The sequence below is a fragment of the Peribacillus simplex genome (genome assembly GCF_900156045.1).
GTDB classification, from domain to species: domain Bacteria; phylum Bacillota; class Bacilli; order Bacillales; family DSM-1321; genus Peribacillus; species Peribacillus simplex_D.
The window spans coordinates 67,230-87,706 of the sequence record NZ_FTMX01000004.1; the positions used below are offsets into that span (position 1 = coordinate 67,230).

Consider the following 20,477-nt stretch of genomic DNA (forward strand, 5'->3'; position numbering starts at 1 on the left):
TCTTAAAAAATACCCTTCTCCTTAACTTGGAAGGGATTTTTTTCTGATTTTAATGGGGACGTTCGTTCGTATGTAATGGATGTAAAGGATGGATTTTTCAGATGGGGACAATTCGTGTCAGAGATGGCAAGCAGCATTGATTATGCCAGAACATAAAGCCATAAATAAAAAAATAGCTGAGGTTGAGGGGAATTCAAAAGATTTGCAAGGATACTGTGTGTATATTCATCCTGTCACAAATTACGTATTCAAAAAAAAGATAGTTCCTTTCAGTATATTCAGTTTGGTGAATGCATTATTAGTGTAATCGTTGAGGAATAATAAAAGCCCTTACTCACTTGAGTAGGGGCTATTGTTAAGTTCCGTTAAAGGGTGTAGTTGAATTTTTGATTGCAAAAAACAAAAAATCTTCAAATTTTTTATTTGTATATTAAGAATTTTTTTGGGGATATGGCTGTATATAGAATCCATCTGTTTCTGACCATTCTCCATATAGGATATTCTCAAATGTTTTATAATTTCTTTTCTGAAGCTCTTCCAGAAGCCACTCTTTTGATTTTTTCATGGATTGAAGTTCTTCCTCTTTTATTTTGCCTTTCTCAATTACTAATATAGAAGGGGCTTCATCATCAGGATTGAGACCAAGCATATCTGGTGTGACGCTTCCTGCCTTAGTATAAAGATTTACACTGATCTCCCCAGCAGGCTCAAGATATAAATCACGCACTTCCCGGAGAGTAAACACACCCTGTTTCCGCAGCATGGTACGAATCTGTTCAAGATCCAGGTGATTTTTTTCCATTTGCTTTATATCAAATTTGCCATTGCGAATGATTAAAGAAGGGCGTCCTTTGAGCAGTTTCTTCATGCCATCTCTTTTTAGAGCGCAAACCTCTATGATATATATGGAAATTCCCCAAAGGCAAATTGCAAATAGAATCTGCCAAATCGACACTTTTTGGTCGTAAATACCTTCTTCTAGAATGCCGCCTAATACTAAAGCGTAAATAAAATCAAAAGGGGTCACCTGAGACATTTCTTTTTTTCCAAGAAGTCTTGTCACTGCCAGGAGACCAACCAGCCCAATTATCAGCTTCATTGCTATTTCCAGATAAATCATTATATCACCTCATTTTCTTTCTTTTCTTTCTCTCTCTCTCTCTCTCCCCTTTAAACGATCATCTAAACCAAATAGTCTTTCGAATACAAAAAACCCCTTCTCAATCGAGAGGGGCTTTTAAAATTATCTATATATTTCTTGAAGAAGACTTAGATTCTAATACAATAAAATACATAAGAAGAAGTGGAGGAGTAACTGAAGTTTTAACAATAATAACTATAAAAATCGATGTGAAATAGTCCGGTAATAGTAAAGTCTCTTGAAGACCAGTCGCAGTTATGATTAAAGCTACTTCATCTCTAGAAACCATGCCTGAGCCATTTATTAATGAGGAGTTACCTGGGAAGCCAGTTAGCTTAGCCCCTTATGCTACCCCGATTAATTTAGTTAAAGTAGCGACCAAAGATAAAATAATAATAAATCCTACTTGCTTTTTGCCCCCCCACTAAATGAAACATTCAAACCTTTGCTTAGAAAAATGAAGAACCTTGAAAACCTTGGCATCATTCGCCAAATACCCATGAACAGAAAAAAGGATATGATGCAAACAGCCAATGCCATCATCATCAATCTGTTAAAGGTAAAATGTCCGGCAAGGACCCTGTGATAGGGTCCAAGAAGTGTCTGGCCAATTATTTTAATCTGTTATATTCCTCATCTGTTACTGGTTCCATCCATTCCGGCGTACCTGCAGTAATTGCAATGTGTTCAAACCAGCTGTCTTTTGTAGCACCATGCCAGTGTTTTACACCATCATGGGTGACAATAACATCTCCGGCTTCTAAGAATTGAGCAAGTTTTCCTTCTTCTTGGTACCAACCTTCGCCACCAGTCACTAATAAAAGTTGAAACCCATTACGATGAATATGCCAGTTATTTCTACAACCTGGTTCAAAGGTTACGTTCCCAACACCAACATTTACTTTGGGATCTGCAATTAATGTCTTAAGATAACTTTGTCCGACAAAATATTGAGCAAATGCTTCATTTTTTTCGCCCACCGGGAAAATAACGCCATTTTTTACTTCTTCATGCTTTGCCATTTTACTACCTCCAATAACTTCATTTTTTTATAATAACCAACTTGAACAGTTGGTCGAATTATCACATTAATGGCTACATCAGATAGTTGCTCAATAGGAAAGGCAATTGCACCAGCAATGCGGTCAGCATCAATTGCGGATGGTTTCATCCAACACAGCTAAACACTTAATGTTTCTTGAACTGTATTTTTACCAATCCATTAGTTTTCCACCTCTGAAAAATTTTCCGTTTGGTCCTTCAGATCCGATTGTTGCTAACCATAAGAAAGACTCAGCTGCTTGCTTAGGTGTCGTTGGGGCAGATGGTCCACCCATCTCTGAGCTTACCCATCCTGGATCGACAGCGTTTATTTTAATATCACCTTTGACTTCTCCAGCAAGCAATTGTGTCAATCCGTTTAAGGCAAGCTTAGATAACTTATATGCTCCCACTCCTGGATATGACAATTGGCTCATCACGCCATATTCTGAGGAAACATTAATAATTCTGCCATAGCCGTGTTTTTCCATGATGGGAATAAAGGAACGGATTACATGGTAAACTCCAAAAAAATTGGTTTCCATTGTTTTCTCCAGAATGGAAGGGTCCATAGCCACTAACTTTTTATCCTCATCCAAATACACGCCTGCATTATTAATCAATACATCTAATCTTCCATATCGCTCATTTACAGTGATCGCGGCCTGAAGAATGCTTTCTTGATTGTCTACATCCATTACCAGAAAAGATACGTCTAAATCTGACTTCTTAAGTTTATTGGCAATTTTATGACCCATTATTGGATCTCGACTTGTCAAGATGACCATAAAACCTTCCAAAGCCAATTGTTTGACCAGCTCATATCCAATTCCTCGATTACCGCCAGTGACAAGTGCAACTTTTGTATCCTTTAACATTTTCCAATATCCTCCCTTTTTTGCCTGCTAATCATAGGCAAGCGTAGGTTATTGCACAATCTAGAAAAATGAAGGAATCAACCCTATTCCCCGAAGAATGTTTAAAAATATCATTTATCACGCTTTGTAGTAATTATTATTAGTTACATGACTAAGTATAAGGGTTAGAGTGGACTCTAATTCAAGGGGAGAATTTATAAATAATAAATAATTTTTTCTATTGGCTTATTGTTAACCTTGGCTGTTTTCGTAAAGATTGTTGTTTTTAAAACGAAACGATTTAAGGTTGATTGAAGCGCAAGTGCGAGACTCCTGCGGGAGCAGCGGGACAGGTGAGACCCCACAGGCGTTTACGCCGAGAGAGGCTCACCGCCAGCCCCGCGGAAAGCGAGCATCTGGAGGGGAAATTAACCACACCGCTTTACTTGGTAAATAGCAACAAAGTATGCGAAAACAGCCTTAACTTTAGATTTGGTCACTTTGTATCGTTAAATGAAGTGGGAGTAGAGCACATGCTGTGGTTTTGGAATAGCATTGCTTTATTGGCACAGTAAATATCATAAATAGAGCAACCGATCCTACAAATTAGGTTTGAAGGATCGGTTGTTCTATGTTAATTAAAATTCCCAATTTTATCGTTTTTATGAATATCTTCCGTTCCAGCCTCCAAGGCAGTTTTATAATAGTTACATTTAAGGTTTATTAGTTCCATAGTTTTGTTCATTTCTTCCAACTGTGCTTCTACAGCAGCTTTACGTTCTAAGAACATGTCATATCTTTGCTGTAGGGTGGAATCCCCATCAGTACACCAATCGATGAAATTTTTAATTTCTTTAATAGGCATCCCGGTGGATTTAAGACATTCAATGATTTTTAAAGCGTTAATGTCGGATTCCTTAAACAGTCGTGTTCCGTTAGGTGTTCGTTCTACAAAAGGCAAAAGTCCCTCCTTGTCGTAGTAACGTAAGGTATATGTTGTAAGGTTCAATTCTTTTGCAGCTTCACTAATAGAATATTTGTTCATTGTTTTCACTCCTATTCTCCTCGAGCATAAATTTCGAGTTAACTCTAAGGTGTGAAACGATTTTATCATGGGTATTGCTGAGTGTCAAAATCACCTTTAAATGAATTTTAAATACATAAATGTGTTATAGTCCTAAATTGCTAGCTGAATTGTCACCTGAACGAATGATAAAAAATATAAGTAAATGACTTGACTTAGAGTTAACTATAAGGATTAACATTGTTTTGCAAGAGAAAAGTGGAGGGATAGAAATGAAGGAAAGAGAGCTTTCAAACCTAATTTTTCATTTCTCCTCTAGTTACAAAGCATTCTCTTGAAAAATATATTTAATTGGAGGTTTTTAGATGGTAACTGCCAAAGCAAGAGCTGTCGACGGTCCTGACAGACCTTTTCGAGCAGCAGAAATTAAAAGACGTGACCTAGATTTACATGATGTTTTAATTGAGATTAAATTTGCAGGCATATGTCACTCAGACATCCATTCAGCGCACGGCGAATGGGGACCCGTTAACTATCCACTTGTCCCGGGACACGAGATTGCGGGAATCGTTACCGATGTAGGAACTGAGGTAACAAAGTATAAAGTCGGTGACCGAGTAGGGGTCGGATGTATGGTTGACTCCTGTGGAAAATGTGAGAACTGCCTTAAAGGGGAAGAACAATACTGCCTAAAAGGACATGTTCCAACTTACGCTGGTGTCGACAAATATGGTGAGCCTACACAAGGTGGTTATTCTACACATATCGTCGTAACCGAGGACTTTGTTGTAAGAATTCCTGATAACATTGAACTCGACGTCGCAGCACCACTACTTTGCGCAGGCATTACAACCTACTCACCATTAAACCATTGGGGAGCTGGTCCAGGCAAGAAAGTAGCGGTTGTTGGTTTGGGAGGTCTTGGCCATATGGCAGTCAAGATGGCACATGCTATGGGTGCAGATGTTACCGTTCTATCACAAACAATGAATAAAAAAGAGGACGGCTTGCAGTTTGGAGCAGACAACTACTATGCTACTAGCGACCGAGATACATTTGAGCAGCTTGCAGGATCTTTTGATTTAATCATCAACACAGTAAGTGCAAAGATCGATCTTGATGCGTATTTCTCCTTACTCACCCTCGATGGCACTATGGTGAATGTCGGTGCTCCTGGAGAGCCATTGTCCCTAAACGTGATATCACTTATCGCTCATCGTCGTTCATTTGCAGGTTCCGCGATTGGCGGCATTCGTGAAACTCAGGAAATGTTGGATTTCTGTGCAAAACATCATATTGCTCCTAAGATTGAAGTAATCTCTGCTGATCAAATTGATGAAGCATATGAGCGTGTCTTAGCATCAGATGTAAAGTATCGATTTGTTATTGACACTAGTACAATCTAAGTTGCTAAATTACTATCTAAACTGCCTGTAACGGTTGTTTGTAGTATCTCTAAAAAAATATTGAAGAAGAAGGCGATGGAAAAAATGTCACAGGCAGATAACTATATTTTTGAGTTAAGTAATAAAGTTACAAGAAAATCTGTTTCATACAAAAACAGGTTTGGAATCAAAATTGCAGCAGATCTTTACATGCCAAAGGATTCTGATGAGACAAAGAAACATGCAGGTATTATTATAGGTGCGCCTTATGGCGGTGTAAAAGAGCAGGGGTCTGGTATTTATGCCCAAAACATGGCAGAGCGTGGTTTTATAGCACTTACATTTGACCCATCGTACAACGGATACAGTGACGGTGAACCACGACACATTTCTTCTCCAGATCTATTCGTAGAAGATTTCAGTGCAGCCGTTGATTATTTAGGTACACGTCCATTTGTAGATAAGAATCAAATTGGAGCAATAGGTATGTGTGGTAGTGGTGGTTTTGCGATCAGTGCAGCTCAGGTAGATAGGCGCATCAAGGCTATAGCCACGGTGAGCATGTATGATATATCCCGTGTAGCAGCAAACGGCTGGAAGGATTCATTTACTGAAGAAGATCGCAACAGTATACTGGATGCAATAGCCGAGCAACGTTACGTGGATTTTGACTCAGGCCAGCCAACGCTCGCCCAGCGAGGAGCACCTATTGGATTTGACGAAAATACAGACCCTATTGGTCGCGAGTTTGGCGAGTTCTATTCTACGCCTCGTGGGTATCACCCGAACTCAATTACTCAATTTACCGTAACAAGCAGCATGTCATTTATGAACTTCCCTCTGCTTACACACATTAAATCGATTTCGCCGCGCCCGATTTTGTTTATCATTGGCGAGCACGCTCATTCACGATACTTTAGTGAAGATGCTTACGAATTGGCTGAGGAACCAAAAGAGCTGTACATCGTTCCAAATGCAGGACATGTTGATTTGTACGACAAGACAGATTTCATTCCTTTCGACATGTTGGAATCATTCTTTACCGAGAATTTAAAGTAATAAACTTAAACAAACGGGGGCGTTGGATCAGAAGGATCATGCCCCTGTTTGTTTAGGTTTCTCCTGGCACAAAATCAGTTTAATTTAAGTATATTTCTTCAAAAAGTTAATGAAGAAAGCGGATTTTCTTATCGGGAACCTTGTAATTGAACAAATTCATAATAGCAAGTAGTTTAGGACTTCTTAAGATAAGTTATATTGCTGTTATTATTGCAGCTTCCTCATTTAGCGGTATACCCCGTGTCAAACAAAATGCAATGCCAAAGGAGCTGTGTATAAATGGATAATAAGACTTCTAACAATTCTTTTAGGACTGCCTTGTTGTTAGCGATATTTTCAGCAATAGGGCCATTTACCGTTGATATGTATCTCTCATCGCTGCCCCAAATGATGAATGATTTTAATACAACGGCCTCTTTCATTCAGGCGAGCCTAACTGCCAGTTTGTCAGGGTTAGGTCTGGGGCAGCTTGTTGCAGGTCCTTTAAGCGATGTTCATGGAAGGCGTAAGCCTTTGTTGATTTCGATGCTGCTCTATTTTATTATTTCTATAGTATGTGCGTTTTCCCCAAGCATCGGTATATTTATTGTTTTGCGCTTCATTCAAGGATTTGTTGCTTCCGCAGGGCTTGTTATTTCTCGCGCGATTGTTCGTGATCGCTACAGTGGAGCAGAAATGGTCAAATTCATGGCACTGTTGACGATGATTAGTAATGTCGCTCCATTGATTTCCCCTACTGCTGGAAGCACGGTGACTACGTTCACTTCATGGATCGGTGTGTTTATTTTTCTAGGTTTTTTAGGGCTTTTTTTAACAGGCATATCCATAAGGGGAATAAAAGAAAGCTTGCCTGTTGAGCAGCGTGTTCCCAGCAATTTTAGGCAAATATTAAGAAACTATGGTTCCTTGCTTCGAGATCGGAACTTTATGGGGTATGCGCTTGTCAATGGCATATTGTTCTCTGGTGTATTCGCCTATGTTGCCGGCACTCCATTTATTTATCAAAATATGTATGGCATATCGCCTCAACTGTTTTCGGTTCTTTTTGCCTTAAATGGGCTTGGGATTATTCTGGGATCACAGCTTGTCAAACGACTGGCAGAGAGGATGGACGAACACCGAATCTTTCGGATTGGACTGATGTTAGCTTTCATCACTACCACTGTGATCTTGTTTGTCGTGCTAGTTCACGGACCTTTTGTTGCTTTGTTCATTGCAATCTTCTTATTCGCAGCAGCTATTGGAATGATTGGACCGGTTTCATTTACACTGGCTATGGAATCACAAGGGCATATTGCCGGGAGTGCGGCCGCCATATTAGGCTCGCTTCAATTTGCGTTAGGGGCTGTCACTTCCCCTTTAGTAGGTATCGCCGGAGAAAATTCCGCCGTACCCTTCGGAATAACAATTTTTTTGACAAGTATTCTGGCTGTTATCTCCTACGTTATCTTGGTGAAAAGGTCATCAACAGCTTCACAATATATGTAACTTTCAAACATCATGAAAAAGTATAAAGAAGGGAACAAAACTAATGAAATACGAATGGAGAAAACAAGAAAAGAATTTATATATTCCAAAACAAAAACCTGAACTAGTAACAATTCCAGAACAGAAATTTTTTTTGATAAAGGGAAAAGGAAATCCAAATGAGCATGTATTCGCTGAAAAGATAGGTGTTCTTTATTCATTGGCTTATGCGGTCAGAATGATGCCGAAGCAAGGATACACTCCAGATGGATATTTTGAATATACTGTATATCCATTAGAAGGAATTTGGGATTTAACAGAGGAGGGAAAGAAATTAGATACATTGAATAAAGATGAATTATTATATACTATCATGATTAGACAACCAGATTTCGTAACAAAAGAAATAGTAGAGAGAGCATTTGAAAATGTAGAAAAAAAGAAACCACATCCATTTCTAAATGATGCAAAGTTCGGTACCTTTCAAGATGGTTTATCTATCCAAATGCTTCATGTAGGTCCTTATGATGATGAACCTCAAAGTTTTGAATTAATGAATGAATTCATAAAAAATAATAATCTTGAAAGAACTTCATTACAACATAGAGAAATATATCTTTCAGATTTTAGAAAAGTTGAACCTGCAAAATTAAAAACCGTATTGAGATATAAGGTTAAGCCAATTGAATAGCATAATCTTTTAGCTCCTAACATGAATTCATTATTTAATGTAGGAAAGATGTTAAGTAGTGTACTTAAAGTTACAGGCATCAATAGGGTGCAAGAGACCATAAAAAATGAAGTGAACCTATATAGTTTTCCATAATCGGTTGTGATTGTGTTCGGGTGCTATGATAATATGGCTCATAGTTAAATGAGGGTGTAAAAGAGGAACTAAACAGCCCACCCCTATTTTGCATATTTTACCTATTGGAAACCATCTATTATTTGGGGTGCATTTCTTTGCAGGGAATTTGTCCCTTTTGTCAAATTAGTTAAACAAAGGGGATGAAAAAATGAATGATGATTATGAGAAAATCGGTATTTTATTATCCAATATGACAAACGAAGTAGTGTCGAGTAGAGTAAGGGTTAGAGCTATAGTAGAATTACTGGGTGAAAAAGGACTAATAACACGAGAAGAGTACGAAGAGAGGTTTAAAAAAGTTTTTGAACGAGATGCAATTTCGTATAGAAATGATCTATTGAAAGAAGTCAAAATTGATGAATAAAAGGAGAAGGCATCCATTAATTTGGGTGTTTTTTTATTAAAGCTAAGTTAAAGCCAAATCATCCATTGCAAAAACAAAAGTTAATTGTTAATCAACTGGAACAAATGGCTTCTTAACCGGTTTCTTTTTCTCATCGCTTCTATTTTCTTGATTTTTATTTTGCATCCTTGGACTACTTTGTTCATACCAGCGAGAAACTCAGCATCTATATCTTGCAAACTGTATGAACTGTCAGGAGCTTCGTACTTCGATACCAAATCATGTAGGGCGCTAATTAACGCATGTTCATCCTCTTGCAGTTCGCTTTTCTCCATTAACATGAACGGTCACATAATTCCATGTTGGTACTGCTTTATCCGTGTCATACCAAGATGGAGAGATATAACAATGTAGGCCATGAAATCTATACAATTTAGTCTTCTATAAGCTAACTTTCATTGAATTAGCTTTTCTCTGATACATCTCCGTTTTTTGATACGGGAGCATTCTTGCCTAATATAACAGAAAAGACAACAATCACTGCTATTACAAGAGTGAAAATTGTGATGGATTCATCTAGAAATACTGTTGCAAATAGAATCATCAAAAATGGTTGTAAATATTGAATCTGACTAACTCTTGCTATCCCGCCCAAAGCCATTCCGCTATACCAAGCAACATATGCTAGAAATTGACTAACCACTGCGAGATAAATAAAACTAATCCAAGCATGTATTGGTGCATGAAGCATTTCAGTTGTCAGATTCAGCCCAACTGGAATAATGAAAAATGGAGCACCGATCATAATTGCCCATGCAATCACTTGCCAGCTACCTAATTCTTTCGCTAAATCTCCCCCTTCTGCGTAACTAAGTCCGAGAATGATCACTGCTGCCAGTAAGGCTAAATCGGCTAATTGCAATTGGCCGAATCCAAGATGAAGTGCATACATAATTACCGCTAAAGAGCTGATCATACTTGAAATCCAGAATTTGAGAGATGGGATTTCACCTGCCCTAAATATAGCAAATCCGGCTGTCGCTAACGGTAACAGAGCCAATTCCACAGCTCCATGAGAAACAGGCAAGAATTCCATTGCCCAAGAAGTGAGGAGAGGAAATCCTAAAACTGCACCGAAGGCAACTATGAGTAGACGTTTGAATTGGCGAAGAGAAGGTAGTCTTTCCTTTCGAACAATCAGTACCACGGCTACTAAAATAGCGGCTACAACTGTTCGGCCTAATCCAACGATCGTCGTCCCAAAATATTCTACTGCAATACTTGTAGAAGGGAGTGTTAAGCTAAAACAAATGACCCCCACTAATCCCAAAAATAATCCGAATTTTTCTCTTGTTTCTTCCCGCATCTTCTCTAACCCCCCCATTTTTATATTTTGTACCACATCTGTACCGTTTTTTTAATTATATAAAATCAGTTTTGATATAATTAACATACTATGAGTACATTCAATAAAAATAAACCATTTTTTTACCTATCTGTCCTGGTACAGTTGAAAGGGGGACCATTAAATGAATTCAAAATATATGAAGATAATGGAAGTCATTAAGTCTCGGCTAGGAGATGGTTCGCTAATTGCAGGCGGTAAACTTCCTTCTGTTCGTCAGTTATCTGAGGATTTTTCATGTAGCAAAAATACGGTCATTAAAGCATACGTAGAACTTGAAAAAGAGCATTTAATTTATTCTGTTCCTAAAAGCGGCTACTATGTTGTGAATGAATACCAAAAAGCGACGGAAGAAAATGAGGTGATTGATTTTTTGTCTGCCGGTCCAGATAAAAATGTTATGCCCTATGTGGAATTTCAACATTGTATGAATCAAGCAATTGACCATTATAAAGAAGAGCTTTTTACATACTCTGATCAACAAGGACTTTACTCACTACGAGTACAGTTGGTGAAATATCTGCAAAATTTACAGGTTTTCACTCAACCAGAAAGATTAGTCGTTGTATCTGGCTCGCAGCAAGCCCTTAATTTATTAGTGTCCATGCCATTTCCAAATGGGAAAAACAATATTCTAATTGAACAGCCCACTTATTTTGGATTCATTGAGTCGATCAATCTGCATCAAACTACTACTTTTGGAATTGAATTATCAATGGAAGGGATTGATCTTGATCGTCTGGAATACATTTTTCGAAATAATGATATAAAATTTTTCTATATTATCCCGAGATTTCACAATCCACTTGGACATAGTTATACGAATGGCGAAAAGAAAAAAATCGTGGAGTTAGCTGAAAAATACGATGTATATATAGTGGAGGATGATATATTAGGAGACCTTGATCCAAATCCAAAATCAGATCCTTTATTTTCTTTTGATTCCTCTGGGAGAGTGATCTATATTAAAAGCCTTTCAAAAATTTTTCTCCCAGGGTTAAGGATTGGTACTGTCGTTCTTCCTGCATTAATGATTAACAATTTCATACGATATAAATTCAGTTCGGATTTTAATAGTTCAGCACTTTCTCAAGGCGCGCTAGAAATCTATTTAAAAAGCGGTATGTTTAATAGCCATCTGAAAAAAGTTAAAGAGGTATATAGGACTAAAATGCAAATCCTTCAAGAAGCATGTCAATTATTGCTGCCGGCCAATACTTCTTTTTCAAAACCGACTTCCGGATTCTACCTTTCCATCAGTTTGCCCGAAAATGTGAAAGCAAAACAGGTGGTCCATATGTTAAATGAGCAGCATATATATGTTGATGATGCCTCAAGGATGTATTTAGCAGAATATAAAAAGGAAAATCTCGTTCGATTATGCATCTCACAAGTGAACGAGAGTCAAATTAAACTAGGGGTAGAGCGATTGGCTCATTGTATTGCATTACTTGACAGTAGAAAAAAACATAATAAGCCACATAACTTTTTACTCATATAGTATTGGTGAGTTTTCCCTTAGAAATTTAGCACTGTTCTTTTTGAGTTCATAATGATAATAAACCTTTATGTGCTCCCATTTCATATAAGACAAGATGAAGGGGTAAAGCCTGTAGAATGATTGAAATATTCAGTATGTTTTCTATGAAGTTACTCTAATGATCCTGCAATAATATACTATATACCAATTGATTTTAAGATGTAATATATGGGTTACTTGAAAGGAGTTTTCCTCATGAATATTACATCTTTTTTAATTTACTGTTTTATTGTAACTTTTACACCAGGACCTACTAATATCGTGATATTATCCACAGTGCATAATATGGGGACAAAGAAGGCGATGGAATATACGTATGGAGCAACTATTGCTTTTGGATTATTACTTGTTATTTCTGCAATGCTAAATACTATGCTAGTAACGATATTACCCAAAATTTTGATCGTTATGCAGATAATCGGAAGCTTTTATATGTTCTATCTCGCTTATCAAATTTACAAAATGGATACATCAAAACCAACTGTAAACCAAAGTGCCACTTTTATATCAGGCTTCCTCATGCAGTTTTTAAATCCTAAGGTGGTTGTATTTACAATGACTGTAATTCCCAGCTTCATTATGCCACACTATACCGCAATGCCTGCAGTGATAATAAGTGTTGTTACTATAACCATTGTAGGGTTTTTAGCATTTATTACATGGGTTCTTTTCGGTACGCTCTTCAAGGCGTTTTTACAGAAGCATGAAAAGATTGTTAATGCCGTGATGGCATTATCTTTAGCTTATTCTGCTATAATGATTTGGTTGTAGATAAGGGGTGAGATGATTGGACAAATTTATCTATAAAAAATCTGCAGGTATTACGGCGTTGTCAGCCAGCATTACTGATTTTACGTATAAAAAGCACTCTCACAAAGAATATGCGATAGGTGTAACATTGCGTGGTATTCAACATTATAACTTGGATGGAAGTTTACAATTGTCATATCAAAATGGTGTTATGCTTTTTAATCCAGAACAGGCACATGACGGAATGGCACATGATAAGGCAGGTCTAGATTATGTTATGCTATATATTGAGCCACAATTGCTTTTAGAGGTTATTGAGAAAAAGGATTTAGTTCGATTTTCAACTCCCATTGTATATGATTATAGAATTGAAAAAAGAATATTAAATCTTTCTAATGCTATTTTAAGTGAAAAAGATGAGGCTTTGTGCAATGAATTACTCTTATCCCTCGCAGATAGCCTTATTCAAACTAATCTTTCTACAGACTGTAAGAAAGATAACGCTTCAATTAGAAAAGCAAAGGATATGTTTCATACCAATTTAGACAATGTACTTAAACTTGACGAGATATGTAAAGAGCTTAATTTATCTAAATTCCAGTTTATTAGATTATTCAAGGCGCATACTGGAATTTCACCATACCAATACTTTCTTAACTGCAAGATAGAACGTGCAAAGCAGCTAATAGAAAAAAACGGAGATATTTATTCAGCAGTTGCTGATTGTGGTTTTGTTGATTTACCCCATTTAAATAAACATTTTAAAAGCGTATATGGAATAACGGCATTTGAATATATGTCACATTTAAAATGAGGAGGGGGAAATTCAGACTAATTAACAAGGTACCAAAAATTACAGCATTTTTAATTAATGATTCCAAACTAGACGTTACCACGGCTATCTAAACTGAAAAACTTCAAGAAATATAATAAAACGTAGGGGATGTTATTACATTTGAACGGACATTCACTAAAGAGGATGTTGAATTGTTCACAAAAGTATCATGGGATGAGGGGAATCACCATATTACTCCCGATGAACAGGGGAGACTTGTTATTCAAGGGTTGTTGACTGCTTGTTTACCAACAAAAGTTGGTGGAGAAAACAATGTACTGGCTCGTACCATGAATTTTGAGTTTATTAAACCAGTTTTTACAGGAGATACAATAATATGTGAAGTAACGATCGAAAAATTTGAGAAGAAAGATAATGGTAGAATATCTATTTTGGCAACTTTCCTATGCACAAACCAGAATGAGGAACAAGTATTAAGAGGAAGCTTTGCGGGAGTCATACTATAACCGTATATACTTAGCTGCTTAATTTTATTCTGATTATTGTTTTTGAACTGGTTCTATAGCGCCTACCCCGCAGGTAGCAGCATGGGTGACTGAGATGCAAAACTACACAGGGTACAAATTGGGGGCGACTGTCATTATCGGTGTACAATTCGCTAGATATAACAGTGAACATAAGTGTAAATTCAAATGATGATATAGTTACTATATTTTGATTATTCAGATAAGTGATTATTTAAGGAGGAATAGCGATTATTAGGTTATTACCTTAGTTTTCAATGAGTTTTAGTAATTTTAAAGCATCCTGTCGAGGATGTTTTTTTATTGGAATATTTACACAATGATAAAAACTGTGATGTTAATTCCTGTAGATTGACAATAAAGGTGATCCATTTACAAAGTCATTTAATTAAAGCTGTTTAAGCCTATTTTGCCTGCCTATTTGTTAAGCATGAATGCATCTTCCATTCAGGTAGGTCTAGTCACATCATTATTTACGATAGGTGCTGTTTTAATCAGGCCTTTTGTAGGTTACTATTTAATTGATAACCAGAGGAAAAGTCTGGCCATTTGTGCAAGTGCAGCTTTAATGATCATTACGATACTATATCCGTTTCTTAATATTATATGGCTTCTTCTATTGTTACGGCTTTTCCATGGTGCTGCGTGGGGTGTATCAACCACAGCTAATAGTACAATAGTAGTGGATTTGATTCCTAAGAAACGCTTAGGAGAAGGAATAGGGTATTTTTCTATATCCACAACGGTCGGAGCTATCGTTGCACCGAGTATAGGTATTCTTATCTATGACTCTTATTCCTTCGATATTTTGATATGGTCATCAGCAGTACTGAGCTTATTGGCAATAATTGCGCTTCAATTTGTATCTTCACCTATTAATGTAAAGTGTAAGAAGAAACCATTTCGCTTTTTGGATATGATTTATGAAAAAGAAGTATGGTTCCCAGCATTACTGACGGTTATTACAACACTAGGTTTTGGGGCTATCATTACATTTTTGGTTCTTTTTGGAAAACAAAAGGGAGTAGATCATATTTTTCTATTCTTCCTTATCAATGCAACTGTCTCAACTTTACTACGTCCGTTTACAGGGAAATGGTATTACAAAAAAGGGCCTTGGTCTATTATCATTATGTCAGCTGTGTTAGGATTTTTTTCACTTGTTATCCTGTCTTATACGTCAAATGATTCTCAACTTATCATTGCGGCGATTTTATTTGGGGCAGGTTATGGAACTGTTATGCCATGTTTACAAACATGGACTGTTCAAAAGGTAAGTGAAGAAAAAAGAGGAGCAGCCAACGCAACCTTTTTTTCCAGTTTTGACGTTGGTGTTGGAGTTAGCGCATTTGTTTTAGGAATTTTAGCTGAATGGATCAGTTTAGCGATGATCTTCAGGTTTGTTAGTCTAAGTTTTATTGTTGTTGCGGTTTTAGTCTATAAGGATTATATAAATGAAAAGTATGGCATGAATAAATCGATCTAAAACAAATCCACCTCTATTTTAATAGAGGTGGATTTGTTTGCTGGAATTATAATACCAAACGGCTATAACTGGAATACATCTAGTTCTACTCGTACTCCTTATAAGGGATGTATAAAAAAGCAGCTAATGACCTAGCCAGCAGGACAAGTGTTAAAAATCAACGATTCCTCTTTTATTTGACCGATTATACAGAAATTTTCTTGCCAGTAGAGGTGCTTTGATTTACGAATCTCAAGCTTCAAAGCTCATATCAAATTTCCCAGGTGCGAAGTTTAAGTTATAATAGTAAAAAACATCCGTCAATATAAGCTGGATGATATAAGCTTCTTGATTGAAATACATATAAAGGATTGGTGAATGAGAATGGCAATAGTTGATGTAACGGTTATTCCTGTCGGTACACAAACTCCAAGTGTAAGCAGTTATGTGGCAGATATTCAAAGAGTATTAAAGCAATATGAAAATAAGGGAGAAATCCGTTTTCAACTGACTCCCATGAATACAATCATTGAAGGCGAGCTGCCTAAATTGTTTGAAGTGATCCAAGCGATGCACGAAGTACCGTTTGAAAAAGGTCTTGCTAGAGTTTGTACGAATATCCGAATCGATGACCGTCGTGATAAAGAACGCAGGATGGAAGACAAAGTAAAGCGAGTGAATGGCTTGCTTGAGGAATAGTGAAATGTATGGAAGGGCATAAGGTCAAGATAATGGTTCATAGCTGTTTGGAACCAGGGGAATCCTTAAGAGACTTCATGCGGAAACTTTCTCGGTGTAGTGAGCAATTATACAAACACCTCGAATTTCGTCGATATATTGCTGTTTTCGGAGATATATCTTGAATTTCGTCGATATATTGTGTTTTTCGGAGATATATCCTGAATTTCGTTGATATATCGCTGTTCTTCGCTGTTCTTCTGGGATATATCCCGAGTTTCGTTGATGATTTTCAATTAAAGTCAATGTATTAATAGCTTTAAAGCCTTGGTATTACTGATTCCTCAGTTCCCAAGGCTTTTTTATCATTATTTAATGAAGGGAGCTAACTGGCTGACCGCATTTCATACATTTCCATATTATATCTTGCATAGGAGATTAGGTAGTGATATAAATAGGGCTCCAAAAAAGATATAAACAGTTTAATTTATAAACGTTCGCCATAAAGCTCTTTTTCTTCATTTGGATGAAAAAGAGTGAATCCTTTTGAACAATACACAAACCTTCTATCTATCTCGAATCCAGCCTTATTCAAAATTTCAACTGTCCCATGTGAACCAGTCCCGGCATACCCGCAACTACAACCAGATAGGTGTAGCTCATTTCCTTTTTTGTCTATAAGGATGAGATCGCTATCGAGCAAAATATTATCTTTATTCATTTCTTTAGTAATTTTAGCAATTTTAAAACGATCAAAATGATCTTTAACTGCTTCGAATAATGCAATACTTTTATTGGTAATACCGCGGTCTTCGCCGTAATCTTTTATGACGAATACTTCCCGCTCATATGATTTCTTATATAGATGGTACTTTTGGTAAGTGACGTCATTAATTTTATAAATAAGTGGACTTTCACTATCCATTTTTTGATTAAACATTGCACCCCTCCTAAATAGTTAGTTTATTAAGTTTATTAGGAGAAAAAGAGATTAGTACTAAGAATCTGATATGAGGCAAAGTTTTTTCATTTTTAATTTTCGTTATGGAATTAATAGGAATGATCATGATGTCTAGAAGGGTGTGAATGGGGCTGTAATTTTCATGATAATTTCAACTATAGCAGTAATATTTACAGAGATAAAATTAGTTTCCTCAAATGAATGATAAGGGCAAATAAGACAATATAAATAGAACCATTGATAGTTAAAAGAGTGGTCTATAAGCTGTTGCGTAATTATTAAGCCAAAAAGGGCAAGAAGAAATCTAATTCTTTCCTACTTCTCTTTTTATAAATACCGACTAAAAGATAGATTGCAATTACATTGATAATAATAAATAAAATTAAATCAATAACATCATATCCATTCATAGATGAAGGGTTATAAACTCCAGGCAGTGAAAACACTGTAAGAGCAACCAGTACCCAAAAAGTTATCCGGTATCTTTTCTTTTGTTTGCCAGTTATTGTTCCTGTCTGTAAAGCCATGACAAGTTTGTTAATATTCCAAATATACATTACTGTCTCCTTTTGTAGATTATCAGACTAATTATAGAGTAGGGTCTACGTAAAAACCATCTTTATTAAAATTCCCTGTCCATACTCATTACATCTTTCGAAACATAAAAAAATCCGGATAATGGACACTTTTTTATGTGTGTCCAATATCCGGAGTATAAATCAGGTGTATACTATAGCTCTTCTTTATTAACATGGGTAGAGTAGTTTTGTTCACTTTGTTTTTTTTCCATATATTTTTTTCCCCACTCTCCCATAATGTCCAATACTGGGATAAAGCTTTTCCCTTGAGGAGTTAGTGAGTATTCTACTTTAGGAGGAACTTCTTTATACACTTCTCTGTGAACCATACCATCCTCTTCCAATTCTCTCAGTTGTTTTGTCAATATTCCTTTTGAAATGCCCGGTAACAATCTTTGAAGTTCGTTAAATCTTTTTGTTTGACGACTTATGTACCATAAAATAACGATTTTCCATCTTCCGGCAATTACATTTTGAGTAAGTGTCAAAGAGCATATTTCTTCTTGTTCTTCAGGAGGCGGTTCTCCTTGAAAATTAAATCGAGCCATTGATTGTATTTTCCCTCTCTCTCATAATGGTCCTATTTTTGTGACTATGTCATAAAAAAATGCCTACTTTTATAATTGTGGCTGTGGATATAGTATATACCTGTGCTTAATAATTCAACAAGTACACGTATAAGTGAAGGGAGGGTATATCAAGTTATTTTACTATGTTGATCGAATTATTAAGATTGCTATTATCGACTTACTAACACGAAAAAATTAATCGGGGGAAAAAGATGAAAATATTAGTTACTGGCGCAACTGGAAAATTAGGATTAAAAGTTATAGAAACTTTATTAAAAACTGTACCGGCAAGTCAATTGGCAGTTAGTGTTCGAAATCTAGAAAAAGCAGAAGGATTACGAGCTCGGGGAGTAGAAGTTCGATATGGAGATTTTGGTCAGCCAGAAACATTAGATTCTGCCTTTTCAGGAATTGATCGGCTTTTAATTATATCCACTGTTGGGGATGATGAAACAGTAATTAGACAGCATGCTAATGCCGTGGCTGCTGCGCAACGTAATCAAGTTAAATTCATTGCTTATACTAGCGTAACAAATGCAAGTGAAAGTAACTTATTCCTTGCCCCAGCTCATAGAGCTAGGGAAGAAGCTATTTTGAAAACAGGTATTCCAAACTCGTTTTTACGAAATAATTGGTATTTGGAAAATGAAATTGGGAGTATACAAGGTGTTATGGCAGGAGCACCTTGGATTACATCTGCAGGAACAGGAAAGGTGGGTTGGGCACTTCAACAAGATTATGCGGAGGCAGCAGCAAATGTCTTAACCGGGAGCGGACACAATAATACAGTTTACGAGCTTTCCGGCAAGCTTATGACTCAAGAGGAATTAACATCTGCTCTTGGAACTGTCTTAGGAAAAGAAGTACCTGTACAACAAGTCGATGATGCTGCGTATACAGATATTTTGAAAGGTGCAGAGGTGCCAGAAACCTACATTTCTATGCTCGTTAACATGCAAAAAGGCATTAGAGATGGTGAATTAGAAATACCGAGTAACGATTTGGAAATATTACTTGGTCGCCCTTCTACACCAATAAAAGAGGCTTTGAGCCAAATTATTACTCGAAGTTCCAAGAAAAATAAGTTTAATCAAAAATGACCATTCACATGTAATGGAGGTCATTCCTTCCTAATAATGTGAACTACAGAGTGAAGTAGTTGGATCAATAAGCTTATATGAATCTGGATTTCTTTTCATTGCTTCATTAAAGGGTACTTTAATGCAATGCATATTAACATCACAAAATGCATTCCCTTTTTTAATAATGTACGTCTTGAAAACCATAATATCCCCTCATTCGCAGAATGGATTGTTACGTCTATCCATTGGTTAGGTGTTTCAGACTGTAGACAAACTCGATGAAGATCAAGTTTGTCCACAGTTTTTACGAGGGTTTGAAAAACTTCGAACGCCGATTGGATCGTAAGGCACTCGCTTTCCACGAGCGGTCCGGGAGCCTCCTCGACGCGCTTTTCCCGCAGTAGTCTCGCACATCCGCTTCAATCGACTTTGTTTTGAAATTTAGATTGAGAACTGGATTGTTTTAGGAGTCGTCACAAAATTGCAGCAAAAAAGATATGTATGCCACATACTAACAGAAAGCAGTTTTATTAAGTAGGTGACACATGATGCAGAAGAATATGACAACCCCTCTTTGACATAACATTAAGGAAAAAGATAAGGGTGTGACAATGCTGAGTAGGAAGAAAAACGACCAAATCGTTATTTATATAATTAAAGGCTCAACAATTAAAAGGTTTTTAATCCTAGATCTAATTATTGGATCAGGAATTTTTTATGTGGTCAAGTTCATTTCTTCAAGCGTATTAATAGCGAGTGCGAGCAGTTTTATTGGAACAGAAGGAATTAAAAAGGCACCAAAAGTTCTAAAAAATGCAATTGGATTAATAACCTAAGGCCTGGAAATTGGGAATGAATCCTGACCTTACTAGTTGCATATTCGAAAAATAAGGATGTAAGTTAATGGGGTTTGAATCAGATAGAAGGAACTGGATTTCATGAAT

22 protein-coding genes and 1 pseudogene are annotated in these 20,477 nt (G+C 36.6%); 13 read left to right on the plus strand and 10 right to left on the minus strand.

Annotated elements, in window-relative coordinates:
- Positions 1 to 88 precede the first annotated feature (88 nt).
- Complete coding sequence (locus BW986_RS14655; protein WP_076368618.1) at positions 89 to 307, plus strand: hypothetical protein; 219 nt, start codon at positions 89 to 91, stop codon at positions 305 to 307.
- Positions 308 to 430: 123 nt separating this feature from the next.
- Here BW986_RS14655 and BW986_RS14660 read toward each other — a convergent pair whose 3' ends face one another.
- The 5 genes from BW986_RS14660 to BW986_RS14680 all read right to left on the minus strand — a co-directional run bounded on the left by BW986_RS14660 (position 431) and on the right by BW986_RS14680 (position 4,084).
- Complete coding sequence (locus BW986_RS14660; protein WP_081395632.1) at positions 431 to 1,120, minus strand: DUF421 domain-containing protein; 690 nt, start codon at positions 1,118 to 1,120, stop codon at positions 431 to 433.
- Between the two features lie 632 nt (positions 1,121 to 1,752).
- Positions 1,753 to 2,163: a cupin domain-containing protein gene (locus BW986_RS14670; protein WP_076368620.1), complete on the minus strand. Its 411-nt coding sequence runs from the start codon at positions 2,161 to 2,163 to the stop codon at positions 1,753 to 1,755.
- Positions 2,142 to 2,312, minus strand: coding sequence for a hypothetical protein (locus BW986_RS30255; RefSeq protein WP_179086079.1), 171 nt, complete (start codon positions 2,310 to 2,312; stop codon positions 2,142 to 2,144). Before BW986_RS30255 ends, BW986_RS14670 begins: the two co-directional genes overlap by 22 nt.
- 40 nt (positions 2,313 to 2,352) lie before the next feature.
- The gene (locus BW986_RS14675; protein WP_076368621.1) at positions 2,353 to 3,060 is read right to left on the minus strand and encodes an SDR family NAD(P)-dependent oxidoreductase; all 708 of its coding nucleotides are present in this window, start codon (positions 3,058 to 3,060) and stop codon (positions 2,353 to 2,355) included.
- Positions 3,061 to 3,673: 613 nt separating this feature from the next.
- Positions 3,674 to 4,084 carry a MerR family transcriptional regulator gene (locus tag BW986_RS14680; RefSeq protein ID WP_076368622.1) on the minus strand — a complete coding sequence of 137 codons (411 nt, stop codon included), beginning with the start codon at positions 4,082 to 4,084 and terminating at the stop codon, positions 3,674 to 3,676.
- Between the two features lie 344 nt (positions 4,085 to 4,428).
- Here BW986_RS14680 and BW986_RS14685 point away from each other — a divergent pair, with 344 nt between their 5' ends.
- The 5 genes from BW986_RS14685 (at position 4,429) to BW986_RS14705 (ending at position 9,206) form a co-directional block, all read left to right on the plus strand.
- A complete protein-coding gene (locus tag BW986_RS14685; protein WP_076368623.1) occupies positions 4,429 to 5,469 on the plus strand; it encodes an NAD(P)-dependent alcohol dehydrogenase in 1,041 nt (346 codons plus the stop codon).
- 75 nt (positions 5,470 to 5,544) lie between these two features.
- Positions 5,545 to 6,507 carry an alpha/beta hydrolase gene (locus tag BW986_RS14690; RefSeq protein WP_076368624.1) on the plus strand — a complete coding sequence of 321 codons (963 nt, stop codon included), beginning with the start codon at positions 5,545 to 5,547 and terminating at the stop codon, positions 6,505 to 6,507.
- 279 nt (positions 6,508 to 6,786) lie between these two features.
- Positions 6,787 to 7,995 carry a multidrug effflux MFS transporter gene (locus BW986_RS14695; protein ID WP_076368625.1) on the plus strand — a complete coding sequence of 403 codons (1,209 nt, stop codon included), beginning with the start codon at positions 6,787 to 6,789 and terminating at the stop codon, positions 7,993 to 7,995.
- A 43-nt stretch (positions 7,996 to 8,038) separates the two neighbouring features.
- Positions 8,039 to 8,665: a GyrI-like domain-containing protein gene (locus BW986_RS14700; RefSeq protein WP_076368626.1), complete on the plus strand. Its 627-nt coding sequence runs from the start codon at positions 8,039 to 8,041 to the stop codon at positions 8,663 to 8,665.
- Between the two features lie 325 nt (positions 8,666 to 8,990).
- Positions 8,991 to 9,206 carry a hypothetical protein gene (locus tag BW986_RS14705; protein WP_076368627.1) on the plus strand — a complete coding sequence of 72 codons (216 nt, stop codon included), beginning with the start codon at positions 8,991 to 8,993 and terminating at the stop codon, positions 9,204 to 9,206.
- 89 nt (positions 9,207 to 9,295) lie between these two features.
- Here the strand turns inward: BW986_RS14705 and BW986_RS29295 are convergent.
- Positions 9,296 to 9,626: pseudogene (locus BW986_RS29295) on the minus strand (FMN-binding negative transcriptional regulator); the annotation flags it as partial.
- Positions 9,627 to 9,648: 22 nt separating this feature from the next.
- Complete coding sequence (locus BW986_RS14715; protein ID WP_076368628.1) at positions 9,649 to 10,551, minus strand: DMT family transporter; 903 nt, start codon at positions 10,549 to 10,551, stop codon at positions 9,649 to 9,651.
- Between the two features lie 163 nt (positions 10,552 to 10,714).
- On the opposite strand from BW986_RS14715, the gene BW986_RS14720 reads away from it, so the two are divergent.
- From BW986_RS14720 to BW986_RS14745, 6 genes are all read left to right on the plus strand, one after another.
- Positions 10,715 to 12,091, plus strand: a complete 1,377-nt coding sequence (locus BW986_RS14720) for an aminotransferase-like domain-containing protein (RefSeq protein ID WP_076368629.1) — start codon at positions 10,715 to 10,717, stop codon at positions 12,089 to 12,091.
- 234 nt (positions 12,092 to 12,325) lie between these two features.
- A complete protein-coding gene (locus BW986_RS14725) occupies positions 12,326 to 12,901 on the plus strand; it encodes a LysE family translocator (protein WP_076368630.1) in 576 nt (191 codons plus the stop codon).
- A 16-nt stretch (positions 12,902 to 12,917) separates the two neighbouring features.
- The gene (locus BW986_RS14730) at positions 12,918 to 13,694 is read left to right on the plus strand and encodes an AraC family transcriptional regulator (RefSeq protein WP_076368631.1); all 777 of its coding nucleotides are present in this window, start codon (positions 12,918 to 12,920) and stop codon (positions 13,692 to 13,694) included.
- A gap of 134 nt (positions 13,695 to 13,828) precedes the next feature.
- Positions 13,829 to 14,182 carry an FAS1-like dehydratase domain-containing protein gene (locus tag BW986_RS14735; RefSeq protein WP_076368632.1) on the plus strand — a complete coding sequence of 118 codons (354 nt, stop codon included), beginning with the start codon at positions 13,829 to 13,831 and terminating at the stop codon, positions 14,180 to 14,182.
- Positions 14,183 to 14,594: 412 nt separating this feature from the next.
- Positions 14,595 to 15,686 carry an MFS transporter gene (locus BW986_RS14740; protein ID WP_142244626.1) on the plus strand — a complete coding sequence of 364 codons (1,092 nt, stop codon included), beginning with the start codon at positions 14,595 to 14,597 and terminating at the stop codon, positions 15,684 to 15,686.
- Between the two features lie 363 nt (positions 15,687 to 16,049).
- The gene (locus tag BW986_RS14745; protein ID WP_076368633.1) at positions 16,050 to 16,364 is read left to right on the plus strand and encodes an MTH1187 family thiamine-binding protein; all 315 of its coding nucleotides are present in this window, start codon (positions 16,050 to 16,052) and stop codon (positions 16,362 to 16,364) included.
- A gap of 466 nt (positions 16,365 to 16,830) precedes the next feature.
- On the opposite strand, the gene BW986_RS14750 is transcribed toward BW986_RS14745, so the two are convergent.
- The 3 genes from BW986_RS14750 to BW986_RS14760 all read right to left on the minus strand — a co-directional run bounded on the left by BW986_RS14750 (position 16,831) and on the right by BW986_RS14760 (position 18,430).
- Positions 16,831 to 17,283, minus strand: a complete 453-nt coding sequence (locus BW986_RS14750; RefSeq protein ID WP_076368634.1) for a hypothetical protein — start codon at positions 17,281 to 17,283, stop codon at positions 16,831 to 16,833.
- Between the two features lie 299 nt (positions 17,284 to 17,582).
- Entirely contained in the window at positions 17,583 to 17,861 is a 279-nt protein-coding gene (locus BW986_RS14755) for a hypothetical protein (RefSeq protein ID WP_076368635.1), read from the minus strand.
- 173 nt (positions 17,862 to 18,034) lie between these two features.
- Positions 18,035 to 18,430: a winged helix-turn-helix transcriptional regulator gene (locus BW986_RS14760; protein ID WP_076368636.1), complete on the minus strand. Its 396-nt coding sequence runs from the start codon at positions 18,428 to 18,430 to the stop codon at positions 18,035 to 18,037.
- 233 nt (positions 18,431 to 18,663) lie between these two features.
- Between BW986_RS14760 and BW986_RS14765 the strand changes: the two genes are divergently transcribed.
- Positions 18,664 to 19,551 (plus strand): SDR family oxidoreductase, encoded by an 888-nt coding sequence (locus BW986_RS14765; protein WP_076368637.1) that lies wholly within the window; start codon positions 18,664 to 18,666, stop codon positions 19,549 to 19,551.
- Positions 19,552 to 20,477 lie beyond the last annotated feature (926 nt).